We start from the raw sequence: 15760 nt of genomic DNA, 5'->3' as shown, positions 1-15760 counted from the left end.
AATCGGCACATCAGATAGCCGCGTCGTCTTCTTCGCCAGTACGGATACGAATAACACGGGCAACATCAAAGACAAAAATCTTACCGTCGCCGATTTTCCCCGTCTGCGCGGTACGAATGATGGTGTCAACACAGGTATCCACGATGTCGTCAGGCACAACGATTTCAATTTTTACCTTTGGCAGAAAATCCACCATATATTCCGCGCCGCGATACAGCTCGGTGTGGCCTTTTTGACGGCCAAAGCCTTTGACTTCAGTTACCGTCATCCCGGTAATACCTACCTCGGCCAGCGCTTCACGGACATCGTCCAGCTTGAAGGGTTTAATAATCGCATCAATCTTTTTCATGCTATTCCTTGAAAAGGTCGCCTGTGTTTTGATCGGTTAAACGTAACATATTTCGCGCTACTTTACGGCATGAAAACTACTCTTTGAAATCATTCGCATCCAGTTCGTGACGGGAGAGTAGCTTATAGAATTCCGTGCGGTTGCGCCCCGCCATCCTTGCCGCGTGCGTCACGTTACCTTTGGTAATTTGCAGTAACTTGCGCAGATAGTTCAGTTCAAATTGGTTTCGCGCTTCGGCAAAAGTTGGCAGCGCGGTGTTTTCGCCTTCCAGCGCCTGTTCGACCAACGCATCGCTGATCACCGGCGAAGAGGTTAACGCCACGCATTGTTCAATGACGTTGACCAGTTGGCGCACGTTGCCCGGCCAGCTTGCCGTCATCAGCCGTTTCATTGCATCAGTAGAAAAGGCGCGAACAAACGGTTTATGCCGCTGTGCCGACTGTCTGAGCAGATGATTAGCCAGCAGCGGAATATCTTCGGTACGCTCCGCCAGCGCCGGAATTTTCAGACTCACGACATTCAGCCGGTAGTACAAATCTTCACGAAATTCGCCCCGCGCCATCGCCTTCGGCAGATCGCGGTGCGTCGCGGAAATAATTCGCACGTCTATATCAATATCGCGATTGCTGCCCAGCGGCCTGACTTTGCGCTCCTGTAACACCCGCAGCAGCTTCACCTGTAACGGCGCGGGCATATCGCCAATTTCATCCAGAAACAGCGTGCCGCCTTCCGCCGCCTGGAACAACCCTTCACGATTGCTCACTGCGCCGGTAAAGGCGCCGCGCGCATGGCCGAATAATTCGGACTCCAGCAACTGTTCCGGCAACGCGCCGCAGTTGATGGCGACAAACGGCTTGTTATTGCGCGGGCTGGCATTATGAATCGCCTGTGCGAAAATCTCTTTTCCGGTACCGCTTTGTCCGTTAATCAATACGCTGACATCCGACTGCGCGACCATGCGCGCCTGTTCAAGCAGTCGCAGCATCAGCGGGCTACGGGTAACGATAGCGTTGCGCCAGCTATCGTCCGTCGCGGGAGCGGACTGCTCCAGCGCTTCATCTATCGCTTTATATAACGCGTCTCTGTCGATCGGCTTTGTCAAAAAGCTGAATACGCCCTTCTGGGTAGCGGCCACCGCATCCGGAATGGAACCATGCGCCGTCAGAATGATAACCGGCATTCCCGGCTGTACTTTCTGAATTTCTGTGAACAGTTGCATACCATCCATTTCATCCATGCGCAGGTCGCTTATTACCAGATCCACTTTTTCCCGATGCAGTACCCGCAGTCCTTCCTGACCGCTCTCTGCGGTCACGACACTGTATCCTTCACTGGTCAGGCGCATACCGAGCAATTTCAGTAATCCGGGATCGTCATCGACCAGCAACAGGTGCGCCGGTTTACGGCTTATCATGGCGTTACCTCATCTTGTGACGGCGACGGCGCCGCGCCATCTTCAGACGTCGCGGGTTTGTCATTCGTATGCGGCGTATCGGCGTTGTAATTCCCTGCCGGTTTTCGTGTCGAAAGCTGGCGCTCAATATCGGTTAAACTCTCCAGCTTACGGGTGGTAAGATCGAGCTGCGTTTGCAAGGCCTGTTGCTGCTGGCGCAGCGCATCCAGCTCACTATCTGACGTTTGCTGGAGTTTACTATAACGCTGACGTTCGGCAGAAAGCGCTAATTGCAGCGCCTGACCGTCATGCCAGATTTGGTAGACGGGCCGTACCTGAGCCGGTATTTGCGCGCTTAACGCCTCCAGACGGGTCACTATGGCGCGCCGCTCCGGCGGCGTAATTTTTGCATCCGCCAGTAAGATCCCGCGCCTGAAGGCATTCTGCCAGTTATCATCCGTCAACGCGCGCGCCTCTGCGCGCGACTGAACCGGCATCAGACGATCGGCGCAGTCAATCGTGCGTAGCCAGTACAGCGGATTCGTCTCTACCGCCTGCCCGCGTAGCGACCAGATATCCGCGCACGCCGTCGGGAGATAATCCGCCAGTTGATAATGGGGGAGCGTGTCCTGCGCTGCGCTATCGGGCAGTTGCTGTGAAGCATGGGGAACACATGCGGTCAGCGCCAGACACGATATGCCCACCGGTATTCCCCACCGCAAAAGGCATCGTTTAATAGTTTGGACTAAAACGTGTGACATACGCACCAGGCTTAAATTCATATTAGTGTTTGTCAGATGCAGGCAATGGCAGCGAGATGCGAAAACAGACTTCCTGCGCTTTGTCATCCACCAGTTGGATCTCTCCCTGCATTCGGCGAATACAATCTCTGGCGATACTCAGCCCTAACCCACTGCCTTTTACCGCCCCTTTTCGCTGGTGGCTTCCCTGGAAAAAAGGCTCAAAAATCATTTCTCTTTCGGTTTGCGGAATCGGCTCGCCGCTATTAACCACATCGATATAAACCGTGGAGCCCTGAGAGCGACTACGGATACAAATGTTACCGGATTCAGCGCCATAGTGCACCGCGTTGGAATAGAGATTATCCAGCACACTCATCAGCAACATGGGCTCTGCTATGCAGCGTTCGGCCTCCAGGTCGACATCGGTATGCATCATTTTAGCGCGGGCAGGCAAACTGTGGGCGGAAACCACCATATCCACAAGCGGCGCGATATCGACCGCTTCCAGCTCTGTGGCACTGTCTACCAGTTTCCGGTTGTAATCAAGCAATTGCTCAATCAATTTTTGTAAATTACGACTGCTGTCATCCAGAATATCGACCACCTCTTTTTGCTCCGGCGTCAGCGGCCCAACCACCTGATCGGCCAGCAGCTCTGTCCCCTCGCGCATACTGGCCAGCGGGGTTTTCAGCTCATGGGACAGGTGACGTAGAAACTGATGGCGCTGGGATTCCAGCCACGCCAGACGCTCACTCAGCCAGATAATGCGCTGCCCCACCGATCGTAATTCACGCGGACCGGTAAAGGTGACGGTATTCCCCAAAGAACGGCCTTCGCCCAGGCGATTAATCATCCGTTCAATTCCTTTCACCGGCCCGATAATCATGCGGGTAAAAAGTAGCACCATCGCCAGGCTCACCAGAAATAGCACCAGCGCCTGCCAGCCGAAAAATTGTCCGCGCTCGGCGATTTCTTGTTGTAACTGCTGCCCGCGCGAGTAAACCACAGTACGCGTCGCCTGCACCATTTCCGTATTCGCGTTGGCAAAGGCCTCCAGACGCGCGGCCGCTGCCGCTTCCGGGCCGCTATCTTTACACTGCAATTGCGCCAGCGCGTTTAAATCCTGGCGTAACGCCTGATACAACTTATCATCCGGCAAGACGCCGGCATGGGCGTCCAGCATATCGCTATAGCGCTTACGCTGGCTTTGATACACTTTTGCCAGCGTCGGATCGTCAAGCACACAATACTGTCGGTAGCTTCGCTCCATCTCCAGCGCGACGTTGGTCATCGCCTCGCTGCGCCGGGCGTCAATAAGCGTGCTGCGGTTAGTCACCGCAGCCTGATCGCTTAACGCGTTAAGGCTTTGCCACGCCTGCCAGGCCAGAACCAGCAACGGCAGCAGGATTAGCAAAAAGGCCAGCATGACCAATTGTCGTAAAGAACGGGGGAAAACAGACCAGCGCTTCAACGTGTCGCTCACATAAAAGAAGAATAAAAAAGATGCTAACCGAGGGGAGCGCCAGATACAACAAAGCCGGGCTAAACCCGGCTTTGTTATGGAATAAGGCGGTGCCTAACTCGACGTTTCGCCCGGAGGTTGATAAAGCTACGCTATTATCAGAAGTTGGACGGCAGGCACCTTGTTGTGCGTCATTCGAAGTTTATGTAGCGCGTCCCTAAGGGGCTGACATAAGAAGGTGAATGAGCCACTGGTTACCATTATGCAGTAATTGTGCCAACATTCAAAATACTTTGTTAACACAATGATAGATATGAAAAATATCGTTATTCATGCTCAAAATGGCTCTGCCTGTTTTTTGCCCTTTCTGTCGCCAATCAGCAACACCTGCAACACCTAAAAATAAAACAATTTAAAATCAAATAGTTAAACGTCTCTTTTTGGCGACAACCTATCCCCCACTCATGTCGGGATTTCCCGACACTTTAATCTTGCGGCATAAGCGCTAGTTTATTGCCGGATGGCGGCGTAAACGCCTTATCCGGCCTACCGCTTGACGTTCAAGACGATAGCTACAACCGCGCTTCCCCGTGGGCCTGATAAGCGCCGTCTACAAAAAAGCCCCTCGTGAAGAGGGGCTTAGTGGCTATCGGGCTAATTAACCAAGCTGCTTACGCGCATTACGGAAGATACGCATCCACGGGCTATCCTCGCCCCAGCTTTCCGGGTGCCAGGAGTTGGCGACGGTGCGGAATACGCGTTCCGGATGCGGCATCATAATCGTCACCCGACCGTTTTCGGTAGTCACCGCCGTGATGCCGTTCGGCGAACCGTTCGGGTTAGCCGGATAGGTTTCGGTCACCTTACCAAAGTTATCAACGTAGCGCAGAGCGACCAGGCCTTTGCTCTCAAGCGCGGCAAGATGCGCATCGTCACGCACCTCAACGCGCCCTTCCCCATGGGAAACCGCAATCGGCATCTGTGAGCCTACCATTCCTTGCAGCAGCAGCGATGGGCTTTGCGTCACTTCCACCAGGCTGAAGCGGGCTTCGAAGCGGTCAGAATGGTTACGTACAAAACGCGGCCACAGTTCGCTGCCCGGGATCAGCTCGCGCAGATTCGACATCATCTGGCAACCGTTGCACACGCCCAGCGCCAGCGTCTGCGGACGATGGAAGAAGGTTTCGAATTCGTCGCGCACCCGATGGTTAAACAGAATGGATTTCGCCCAGCCTTCACCCGCCCCCAGCACGTCGCCGTAGGAAAAGCCGCCGCAAGCCACCAGCGCGTGGAAGTTACCCAGACCGATACGACCGCCCAGCAGGTCGCTCATATGGACGTCAATCGCGTCAAAGCCCGCACGATGGAACGCCGCCGCCATCTCCACGTGAGAGTTCACCCCCTGCTCGCGCAGTACAGCGACTTTCGGTCGTGCGCCTGTCGCAATGTACGGCGCGGCGATATCTTCATTAATATCAAACGACAGCTTCACGTTGAGGCCCGGATCGGCATCATTCGCTTTCTCCTCGTGTTCCTGGTCTGCACATTGCGGATTGTCGCGCAGACGCTGCATCTGCCAGGTGGTTTCCGCCCACCAGACACGCAGCGTAGTGCGGCTTTCGCTGAATACCGTCTGGTCATTAGCGGTAATCACAAAGCGATCGCCAGCCAGAGCCTGACCAAGGTAGTGGACGCAGTCAGCAAGGCCGTACTGCGCCAACAGCGCTTCTACCGCGTCTCTGTCTTCAGCGCGTACCTGAATCACGCCGCCCAGCTCCTCGTTGAACAGTGCGGCCAGATGGTCATCGCCCAGCGCAGCGATATCGACCTGCACGCCGCAGTGGCCGGCAAAGGCCATCTCGGCCAGCGTCACCAGCAGACCGCCGTCGGAACGGTCGTGCCAGGCCAGTAATTTACGCGCAGCGACCAGCGCCTGCATGGCGTCATAGAAGCCTTTCAGTTGCGCGACGTCACGCACGTCCGCGGGTTTGTCGCCAAGCTGACGATAGACCTGCGCCAGCGCCGTTGCGCCCAGCGCGTTGTGGCCCTTGCCAAGATCGATCAGCAGCAAGGCGTTATCTTCCGTTGACAGCTGCGGCGTAAGGGTGTGACGCACGTCTTCCACGCGGGCAAACGCGGAAATCACCAGCGACAGCGGCGAGGTCATTTCGCGCTGTTCGTTGCCTTCCTGCCAGCGGGTTTTCATCGACATCGAATCTTTGCCCACCGGGATCGTCAGGCCAAGCTGCGGACAGAGTTCCTCTCCCACCGCTTTAACCGCGTCATACAAACCGGCATCTTCGCCAGGATGACCGGCTGCCGCCATCCAGTTAGCGGAAAGTTTGATGCGCTTGATATCGCCAATCTGCGTCGCGGCAATGTTAGTCAACGCTTCACCGACGGCCAGACGGGCGGAGGCGGCAAAGTCCAGCAGCGCCACCGGCGCGCGCTCGCCAATCGACATCGCTTCGCCGTAGTAGCTGTCGAGGCTGGCGGTAGTGACCGCGCAGTCAGCCACCGGGACCTGCCACGGGCCAACCATCTGGTCACGCGCCACCATACCGGTGACGGTACGGTCGCCAATAGTGACAAGGAAGGTTTTTTCCGCCACGGTCGGCAGATGCAGAACACGCTTTACCGCGTCGGTAATCGTGATATCCGCGCGGTTCAGCGCATCGCCTTTCGCCTTCAATGTTTGCACATCGCGGGTCATTTTCGGCGTTTTGCCCAGCAGGACATCCAGCGGTAGGTCGATCGGCTGATTGTCGAAATGGTTATCATGCAACGAGAGATGCTGTTCTTCGGTAGCGTCGCCAATGACCGCATACGGCGCGCGTTCGCGCTTACACAGTTCGTCGAACAGCGGCAACTGGTCAGCCGCGACCGCCAGCACATAGCGCTCCTGGGATTCGTTACACCAGATTTCCAGCGGGCTCATGCCCGGCTCGTCGCTAAGAATGTCGCGCAGTTCGAACTTCCCGCCGCGCCCGCCGTCGCTCACCAGCTCCGGCATCGCATTGGAGAGACCGCCCGCGCCCACATCATGGATAAACAGGATTGGGTTGGCGTCGCCCAACTGCCAGCAGCGGTCGATCACCTCCTGGCAGCGGCGTTCCATTTCCGGGTTGTCGCGCTGTACGGAAGCAAAGTCGAGGTCAGCGTCAGATTGGCCGGAAGCCATTGACGATGCCGCGCCGCCGCCGAGGCCTATATTCATCGCCGGGCCGCCAAGGACGATCAGCTTCGCGCCGACGACGATCTCGCCTTTCTGCACGTGATCGGCGCGGATATTACCGATCCCGCCCGCCAGCATGATCGGCTTATGGTAGCCGCGCAGCTCTTCGCCGTTGTGGCTGTTCACTTTCTCTTCATAAGTACGGAAGTAACCGGTCAGCGCCGGGCGACCAAATTCGTTGTTAAACGCCGCGCCGCCCAGCGGACCTTCGGTCATGATATCCAGCGCGGTGACAATACGTTCCGGCTTGCCAAAATCCTCTTCCCACGGCTGTTCAAAGCCCGGAATACGCAGGTTGGAAACGGAGAAGCCCACCAGCCCGGCTTTTGGTTTCGCGCCACGCCCGGTGGCGCCTTCATCACGAATTTCGCCGCCGGAACCGGTCGCCGCCCCCGGCCACGGAGAGATGGCGGTTGGGTGGTTATGCGTTTCGACCTTCATCAAAATGTGCGCGGGCTCCTGATGAAAATCGTAACGGCCGGTATTGTGGTCGGCGAAGTAGCGCCCCACCGCAGATCCTTCCATCACCGCGGCATTGTCTTTATAGGCAGAGAGCACATAGTCCGGCGTGGTTTCGAAGGTGTTTTTAATCATTTTAAACAGCGACTTCGGCTGCGGTTTACCGTCGATAATCCAGTCGGCGTTAAAAATCTTGTGGCGGCAGTGCTCGGAGTTCGCCTGGGCGAACATGTACAATTCGATATCGTTCGGGTTGCGCCCCAGTTTGGTAAACGCCTCCTGCAAATAGTCGATTTCATCTTCCGCCAGCGCCAGACCGAGACGCAGGTTGGCGTCAATTAACGCCTGACGGCCTTCTCCCAGCAGATCGACACTGGAAACCGGCGCAGGCTGATGGTGGATAAACAGTTTTTCCGCATCGGTTAAAGAAGAGAACACCGTCTCCATCATACGGTCGTGCAGCTCTGCGGCCACTTGTCGCCACTGTTCCGCCGTCAACGTCGAAGCCTCGATATAGTACGCTACGCCGCGCTCCAGCCGATCAACCTGTTGCAGGCCGCAGTTGTGGGCGATATCCGTTGCTTTTGAAGACCAGGGGGAGATGGTACCAGGACGCGGTGTGACCAACAGGAGTTTACCCGCCGGCGTATGGCTGCTAAGCGCCGGGCCGTATTGCAGCAGACGGGTAAGCTGCGCCTGCTCGCTATCATTTAACGGGGCGTTCAGGTCAGCAAAATGGACATACTCAGCGTATATATTGTGGACCTGGAGGTTGGCAGCCTGAAAGCGCGCCAGCAGTTTATTGATACGGAATGCAGACAGTGCAGGCGAACCACGCAGAATTTCCATCATAAGTCTCTCGTCTTCTAAGCTTTGGTGTGCGCAAGGGGGGAAACGGCCGTCATTATAAAGAATCTGACGCGCCGACGAAACCGTTTGCGTATAAATAAAATCACCGCTTTTTCTTGTCATACGGTGCGGCTATCGTTGCGAATAAGTTGCCAACTGGCGCATTGTTACGCAAAATGCCGCTCATTAATGACTTATCTATTGCAGCAAAACATCTTTTTCAGCCCGAGGCAACGCACGATCCAGAGAATTAACTAATTGAAAAAATTAAAGATTAATTATCTGTTCATCGGCATATTGACGCTGCTGCTGGCAGCAGCCCTTTGGCCCTCAATCCCCTGGTTCGGTAAAACCGAAAACCATATCGCCGCGATTCAAGCCCGGGGGGTACTGCGCGTCAGTACGATCGACTCGCCATTAACCTATTCCGTTATCAACGGTAAAAAATATGGTCTGGACTATGAACTGGCGCAGCAGTTCGCCAACTATCTCGGCGTGAAGCTGAAAGTGACGGTGCGCCAGAATATCAGCCAGTTGTTTGACGATCTGGATAACGACAATGCCGACCTGCTCGCGGCTGGGCTGGTCTACGACAGCGCGCGCGTTAAAAACTATCAGCCCGGCCCCATGTATTACTCGGTTTCGCAACAGCTCGTCTACCGGGTCGGACAATATCGCCCACGCTCGCTGGCGACCGTTAACGAGAATCAGCTTACCATTGCGCCAGGGCACGTCGTGGTCAATGATTTACAGCGTTTAAAAGAGACAAAGTTTCCCGACCTGAGCTGGAAGGTGGATGATAAAAAAGGCTCGACGACGCTGCTGGAAGAGGTCATCAGCGGCAAACTGGATTACACCATTGCCGATTCAGTGGCGATCAGTCTGTTTCAGCGCGTTCATCCCGAACTGGCCGTGGCGCTGGATGTCACGGATGAACAGCCCGTGACCTGGTTTAGCCGACTGGACGACGATAATACGCTCTCCGCCGCGCTGCTCGATTTTTTCAATTCGATCAATGAAGACGGTTCTCTGGCGCGGATCGAAGAGAAATATCTGGGGCATGGCGATGATTTCGACTACGTTGATACCCGCTCTTTCCTGCGAGCGGTGGATAACGTCCTGCCGGAGCTGGAACCGTTATTTAAAAAATATGCCAAAGAGATAGACTGGCGCCTGCTGGCGGCGATTTCTTATCAGGAATCACACTGGGACCCGCTGGCGACCTCGCCAACCGGCGTGCGCGGCCTGATGATGCTGACTAAAAATACCGCCCAAAGTCTGGGGCTGACCGACCGTACCGATGCGGAGCAAAGCATCAGCGGCGGCGCTCGCTATCTTGAAGATATGATGGCTAAAGTTCCCGAAACCGTTCCGGAAGACGAGCGTATCTGGTTTGCTTTAGCCGCCTACAATATGGGTTATGCGCACATGCTCGACGCCAGATCGCTGACGGTAAAAACCAAAGGCAATCCGGATAGCTGGACCGATGTGAAGCAGCGTTTGCCGCTGTTAAGCCAAAAACCGTATTACAGTAAGCTAACCTACGGTTACGCGCGTGGACATGAGGCTTATGCTTATGTGGAAAATATCCGTAAATACCAGATAAGTTTAGTGGGGTATTTGCAGGAAAAAGAAAAGCAGGAAGCGGAAGCCATGAAACTGGCGCAGGATTACCCGGCGGTGTCGCCGGAGGAGCTGAATAAAGCGCCCTTCCCCCTCCTGTCGTTTTTATCGCAGTCATCAGGCTACCTGACGCATTCGCCGTCTTTACTGTTTACGCCGCAGAAGAAAGAAGAAAAATAGCGTGATGGTCTTATCGGATGGCGACGCGTAACCTCTTATCCGGCATTGCGCTATACTGTCGGCCCCGCGCCTTGCGCACGGTCGGCTTTCTTCAGGGCTTTAATTTCCTGACGACGCATACGGAAAAAATCACTGAGCAGCGTCGCACATTCATCGCGCAGCACCCCTTCAATAATGTCGACCCGGTGATTCATTCCCGGATGGTGCAGCACATCAATTAGCGATCCGGCCGCGCCGGTTTTTGCATCGCGCGCGCCAAAGACAACGCGTCCAATGCGGCTATGCACCATAGCGCCTGCGCACATCACACAGGGTTCCAGCGTGACATACAGCGTGGTATCCAGTAACCGATAATTCTGCAATACCAGACCGCCCTGACGCAGCGCCATTATTTCAGCATGCGCAGTAGGATCGTGGCGGCCAATGGGTCGATTCCAGCCTTCGCCAATGACGCGATGGTTATGCACCAATACCGCGCCAACCGGAACCTCGCGTTCGTCCCAGGCGCGTTTCGCCAGCGTCAGCGCGTGGCGCATCCAGTATTCGTGATCTAATTCGACATCAGACAAAGAGATAACTCCGGTAATGAAAGCGGGCGGCATTATACACAGACGCTATGCGTTTCACTATTCGAGCTGCTGCAACTCGCCGTGCGGCGTCACCCGCCAGCGATGCTGGCAAAAATAAAGCAGCGGGTTATCCTGTTTGCTGTCGCTGTAGCCGCTATAAAGACGCAGCGGCGTACCGATTTTACGTTCCAGTTGCGCGACTTTTTCATGGCCCAGACAGCGCACGGTTAATACCCAGCCGCCATACCGTCGCGCCATCTGGCTGGCGATGAGGTTAACGCGCGGCAACCACGGCGTATCAAAATAGACTTGCTCTACCAATGATTGCGGAGAACCGGTAATAAGCCAGATATCCGCGTCAGAGCTCAATAGATAGGTGGTCAGACGCTCCTGTACAACCGGAAATGCCGTGACGTTAGCGCGAAACCAACGGACAAAATCCGCCTGATGCGCCTGCAAACGCGTTTCGCTATGGCCAAAAGTACAGCCCCACAACAACAGACTCATCGGCCAGCGGGCCGCACGCCCTTTTACCAGTAAACCGATACCGATAATGGGTAACAACGGCAGTACGAGCAGCGCATTTAGCGGCTGACGGCGCAGCAAATAACGCAGAAAACTGCCGAACATATCCTGTTGATGTAACGTTCCATCCAAATCAAAAAAGACGACACGACGCTCGTGGCTGACCAAACCTTACTCCTCTGGATCATTGAACCCCAGCAGCCAGGTAAAAATAAACCCGGCAATTACCGCTATTAAATAGCCTAACAGATAGAACAGGACTTTTCCGGCAACAATTGTTAATGCCAGCGGCAAACCGGAAATACCAAAGGTAATTACCGTCGCCACTTTCCAGTAGCTGATCAACGCCCCGCCTACCGCGCCGCCAAGACAAGCGCCAATAAATGGCTTACCCAATGGCAGCGTGACGCCAAAAATCAGCGGCTCGCCAATTCCCAGCAGTCCGACCGGAAGCGCGCCTTTAATCACCTTTTTGAGTCGCGCATTGCGGGTTTTCATCAGTACGGCAATGGCCGCGCCTATCTGACCAACGCCCGCCATCGCCAGGATGGGAAACAACGCGTTATAGCCGTGCGCTTGTACCAGCTCCACATGAATAGGCACCAGTCCCTGATGTAGCCCGGTCAGTACCAACGGCAGGAAGGTTCCGGCTAACACCGCGCCCACCAGAAAACCGCCGCGATCGATAGCCCAGGACGCGCCGTGAGCGATAGCGTCTGAAATCCAGCCGCCAAGCGGTTGCAGAGCGACAATCGCTACCGCGCCGGTGATAACAGTCGTCAATAAAGGGTTAAGAATTAACTCTAGCGACCCCGGCAGCAGCTTACGGAACTGGCGCTCAATCCAGCACATTAACGCCACCACCAGCAGGACGGCGATGACGCCGCCCCGTCCCGGCTGAAGCGCCTCGCCAAAGAGCGTAATCTGCGCCAGTTGCGGGCTGGAAAGGATCCCCGCCATCACGCCGCCTAACGCCTGCGATCCGCCAAAGACTTTCGCGGTATTGACGCCAACCAGAATGTTCATGATAGCGAATACCGCGCTGCCAAATATCCCCATCAGGCCCAGCAGGTTAGGATAGTGGACGGCAACGTCGCCGACGATATCCGGACGTTTAAGAATGTTGATAATGCCGGTAATCAAGCCGGATGCGATAAAGGCGGGGATAAGCGGAATAAAAACATTCGCCAGCTTACGCAACGCATCGCTCATCGGCGCTTTATACTTCGCTTTCACCTCGGATTTGGTACGCGCCATAGCGTCGTCCGGCTTTACACCACCTGCGGCAATCTGCACGCGCATCGCATCAACCACCTGCGCAGCCTTCCCCGGCCCAACGATCAGCTGATGTTGCTCCCCTTGCTTTACGTATCCACTGACGCCAGGCAACGCTTTTAAGCGCGGAATATCCAGTTGGCTGTCGTCCTGTACCTCCACCCTGACTCGCGTCATACAGTTTTCCAGGCGCAGAATATTTTGCTCTCCGCCGATACCACGTAAAATGTCGCTGGCGAGCGCTGCCGTCTTATCCATACACACCTCTTTAGTGTTCTAACGCCGCCCTTAAAAAGCCCTGATGAGCAGCGAGTTTTTCCCTGGCGGCTGCAGCATCCAGCCCCGTAAGCGCCATCAAAATGGCGGGCTTAACCTCAAAATCGGTCTGTTTCAGCAACGTTTCCGCCTCTTCACGACCTATCCCGGTCGCTTCAACGACCATCCGACACGCACGATCGACCAGTTTGACGTTGGTGGCTTTCATATCCACCATCAGGTTTTGATAGACCTTGCCGAACTTCACCATCGCGCCGGTAGAAATCATATTGAGCACCATTTTCTGCGCGGTGCCGGATTTCAGCCGCGTGGAGCCGGTAAGCGCTTCCGGCCCGACAACGGGCGAAATAGCGATATTAGCCTCCCGCGCAATAGGCGAATCTGGATTACAGGAGACGGCAACAGTGGTACAACCGGACTGTCGCGCATAGCGCAGGCCGCCAATCACATAGGGTGTACGACCCGACGCCGCGAGCCCCACGACCAGATCCTGTTCTTGCAGATTTAGTGCGACAAGATCGTCTTCGCCTGCCTGTTGGCTGTCTTCCGCGCCTTCGACCGCTTTCAACAACGCGCCCGGCCCGCCGGCAATCAGTCCGACGACCAGACCGTGCGGAACGCCAAACGTCGGGGGGCATTCTGAGGCATCCAGTACGCCAAGCCGACCACTGGTGCCCGCGCCCATATAGATGATACGTCCGCCAGACTTCAGCGCCGCCGCAGCGGCATCCACCGCACGCGCAACGTCAGGCAGAGTGGCTTTTACTGCTTCCGCTACCAGCGTATCCTGTTCATTAAAACGCTTAACTAATTCAGGAGTAGGCAACGCATCCAGATCCATCGTTTGCGGGTTACGGGTTTCAGACACTAAGGTACCAAGATTCATTTTTGTCCCTCTGGAATTTTTAATTCATAATAAGCGTCCATGATGGAATAGAATATTCCCCCGGGCGAGTGAAATTTCGTTTTGTCGTCGCCATCACGTTTCGCAGGAGCTGCCCATGAACTGTTTGATTCGTATTCGCCAGCGTTATCCGGATCTCGCGCAAAGCGACAGGAAACTGGCGGATTATCTGCTCGCGCAACCGGATACGGCGCGGCATCTGAGCTCGCAGCAACTGGCGGCTGAAGCGGGCGTCAGCCAATCCAGCGTAGTCAAGTTCGCGCAAAAACTGGGGTTTAAAGGGTTTCCGGCGTTGAAACTGGCTCTCAGCGAAGCGTTGGCCAGCAATCCTAATCCGCATTCCGTTCCCGTTCATAACCAGATTCGCGGCGACGATCCGATGCGTCTGGTCGGGGAAAAATTAATTAAAGAAAATGTGGCGGCGATGCACGCCACGCTGGACGTTAACAGTGAAGAAAAGCTGTTAGAAAGCGTCACGATGCTGCGCCACGCCCGCCGTATTGTGATCACCGGGATTGGCGCCTCTGGGCTGGTGGCGCAAAATTTTGCCTGGAAGCTACTGAAGATTGGCATTAACGCGGTGGTTGAGCGCGATATGCACGCCCTGCTGGCGACGGTGCAGGCGCTGGCGCCGGAGGATCTGCTGCTGGCGATCTCTTATTCCGGGGAGCGGCGCGAGCTGAACCTGGCGGCGGACGAAACATTACGCGCAGGCGCGAAAATCCTGGCCATTACCGGTTTTTCTCCCAACGCCTTGCAGCAGCGCGCCACCCGCTGTCTGTATACGATTGCCGAAGAGCAAGCGACGCGTAGCGCCGCTATCTCCTCGACACATGCGCAAATGATGTTGACCGACTTACTGTTTATGGCGCTGGTACAACAGGATTTAGAGCGGGCGCCGGAGCGTATTCGCCATAGCGAGGCGCTGGTAAAAAAACTGGTTTGAAAATGGCTCTTCCGCCTCATGCAGAAGAGCTATCAAGTTTATTGCGCTTCTTTAGCGTGAATCAATTGCGTCAGGAGTGTGTTAACCGGTACGGCAATATTGTTCTGAGCGCCGATTCGCGCAATCGCACCATTTAAATAGTCGATTTCAGTCAGTCGGCCTTTATGTAAATCCTGATGCATAGAAGGATAGTGGTGGCCGCTCTCACGCGGATCGAACACTTTCTTCACCGTATTCATCACCATTTGCTCAGTCAACGGAATATTCTGGCTGGCAGCAACTAACACAAACTCATCAACTACCGCTTGCGCTAAATCTAAAGCACCAGGCCGCTGACCAAATCCGCCGACATTACAATCCAGTAGCGCACAATAGGTGTTCATTACGCTATTAAAGGCTGCTTTCTTCCAGATCGATAATAATACGTCAGGGCTTATTTCAGCATTCAATCCAGCGCTATTAAGGGTGGCAATGACCTTAGCCTCTTGAGCCGCATCCTGGCTGGCAATCGGCTGCAGTTCAATCGTTCCGGTACCGGTGGCCATAATATGCCCAGCCCCCTCCAGTTCGCTGGACCATAACGTCACACCCGCATAGATTTTCTGCCGATCGACATATTTCTCCAGCGTTTCGATATTTCCCAGGCCGTTAGATAAAATCATCACTACTTTCGCGGCTGGCAGTAATGGCTTGATACGCTGTAACATGCTATCCAGCTGCATTGCTTTGGTAAACAGAATAACCAGCTCAAACTCCCCCTGGGATTCATCAGCCAACATAGCAGGGATGGGGTAATACTTCTGAGTCGTTTCCGTTTCGACAAACAACCCCTTGCTACGAATAGCGTCGACATGCTCCTGCCAGCTATCGATAAGCGTCACGTCGTGCCCGGCCTCCAGCAGCATATAGCCAAAACGACATCCCATAGCGCCTGCACCTGCGATTGCAATTTTCATTTTTATTTCCTTATTA

General features: G+C 55.0%; 13 protein-coding genes. 3 read left to right on the top strand and 10 right to left on the bottom strand.

From position 1 onward, the window contains the following. Window positions 1-10 precede the first annotated feature (10 nt). The 5 genes from glnB to purL form a co-directional block, all read right to left on the bottom strand. Window positions 11-349 (bottom strand): nitrogen regulatory protein P-II, encoded by a 339-nt coding sequence (glnB, locus tag LCS67_RS06020; RefSeq protein WP_000717694.1) that lies wholly within the window; start codon window positions 347-349, stop codon window positions 11-13. A 76-nt stretch (window positions 350-425) separates the two neighbouring features. After that, window positions 426-1760, bottom strand: a complete 1335-nt coding sequence (glrR, locus tag LCS67_RS06015; RefSeq protein ID WP_024131152.1) for a two-component system response regulator GlrR — start codon at window positions 1758-1760, stop codon at window positions 426-428. Further along, window positions 1760-2524, bottom strand: coding sequence for a two-component system QseEF-associated lipoprotein QseG (qseG, locus tag LCS67_RS06010; RefSeq protein ID WP_001054246.1), 765 nt, complete (start codon window positions 2522-2524; stop codon window positions 1760-1762). The genes glrR and qseG overlap by 1 nt, the downstream gene beginning before the upstream one ends. A gap of 1 nt (window position 2525) precedes the next feature. Continuing rightward, a complete protein-coding gene (qseE, locus tag LCS67_RS06005) occupies window positions 2526-3956 on the bottom strand; it encodes a two component system sensor histidine kinase QseE/GlrK (protein WP_001676035.1) in 1431 nt (476 codons plus the stop codon). Window positions 3957-4605: 649 nt separating this feature from the next. After that, the gene (gene purL, locus LCS67_RS06000; RefSeq protein WP_000970052.1) at window positions 4606-8493 is read right to left on the bottom strand and encodes a phosphoribosylformylglycinamidine synthase; all 3888 of its coding nucleotides are present in this window, start codon (window positions 8491-8493) and stop codon (window positions 4606-4608) included. Window positions 8494-8514: 21 nt separating this feature from the next. On the opposite strand from purL, the gene LCS67_RS05995 reads away from it, so the two are divergent. Both LCS67_RS05995 and mltF read left to right on the top strand, forming a co-directional pair. Then, window positions 8515-8748 carry a hypothetical protein gene (locus tag LCS67_RS05995; RefSeq protein WP_001543559.1) on the top strand — a complete coding sequence of 78 codons (234 nt, stop codon included), beginning with the start codon at window positions 8515-8517 and terminating at the stop codon, window positions 8746-8748. Beyond that, entirely contained in the window at window positions 8749-10293 is a 1545-nt protein-coding gene (mltF, locus tag LCS67_RS05990) for a membrane-bound lytic murein transglycosylase MltF (protein ID WP_000734243.1), read from the top strand. A gap of 50 nt (window positions 10294-10343) precedes the next feature. Here mltF and tadA read toward each other — a convergent pair whose 3' ends face one another. From tadA to murQ, 4 genes are read right to left on the bottom strand one after another with little or no spacing between them, the layout of a single operon-like run. Then, the gene (tadA, locus tag LCS67_RS05985) at window positions 10344-10895 is read right to left on the bottom strand and encodes a tRNA adenosine(34) deaminase TadA (RefSeq protein ID WP_001134560.1); all 552 of its coding nucleotides are present in this window, start codon (window positions 10893-10895) and stop codon (window positions 10344-10346) included. Window positions 10896-10919: 24 nt separating this feature from the next. Further along, window positions 10920-11555, bottom strand: coding sequence for a phosphatidylglycerophosphatase C (yfhb, locus tag LCS67_RS05980; protein WP_000253558.1), 636 nt, complete (start codon window positions 11553-11555; stop codon window positions 10920-10922). A gap of 3 nt (window positions 11556-11558) precedes the next feature. Then, entirely contained in the window at window positions 11559-12920 is a 1362-nt protein-coding gene (locus LCS67_RS05975) for a PTS transporter subunit EIIC (RefSeq protein WP_000361667.1), read from the bottom strand. A 10-nt stretch (window positions 12921-12930) separates the two neighbouring features. Next, window positions 12931-13824 carry an N-acetylmuramic acid 6-phosphate etherase gene (gene murQ / locus LCS67_RS05970; RefSeq protein ID WP_001048531.1) on the bottom strand — a complete coding sequence of 298 codons (894 nt, stop codon included), beginning with the start codon at window positions 13822-13824 and terminating at the stop codon, window positions 12931-12933. Window positions 13825-13939: 115 nt separating this feature from the next. Here murQ and LCS67_RS05965 point away from each other — a divergent pair, with 115 nt between their 5' ends. Beyond that, entirely contained in the window at window positions 13940-14788 is an 849-nt protein-coding gene (locus LCS67_RS05965; RefSeq protein ID WP_000995703.1) for a MurR/RpiR family transcriptional regulator, read from the top strand. 38 nt (window positions 14789-14826) lie between these two features. Here the strand turns inward: LCS67_RS05965 and LCS67_RS05960 are convergent, their stop codons facing one another. Further along, window positions 14827-15744, bottom strand: a complete 918-nt coding sequence (locus LCS67_RS05960) for an oxidoreductase (protein ID WP_000684034.1) — start codon at window positions 15742-15744, stop codon at window positions 14827-14829. Window positions 15745-15760: the final 16 nt, after the last annotated feature.

It is taken from the genome of Salmonella sp. A7, assembly GCF_020181675.1.
In the GTDB taxonomy this organism is placed as follows: Bacteria; Pseudomonadota; Gammaproteobacteria; order Enterobacterales; family Enterobacteriaceae; genus Salmonella; species Salmonella enterica.
The sequence above is the reverse complement of the archived record's forward strand: the minus strand, read 5'-3'. Positions and strand labels throughout refer to the sequence as shown.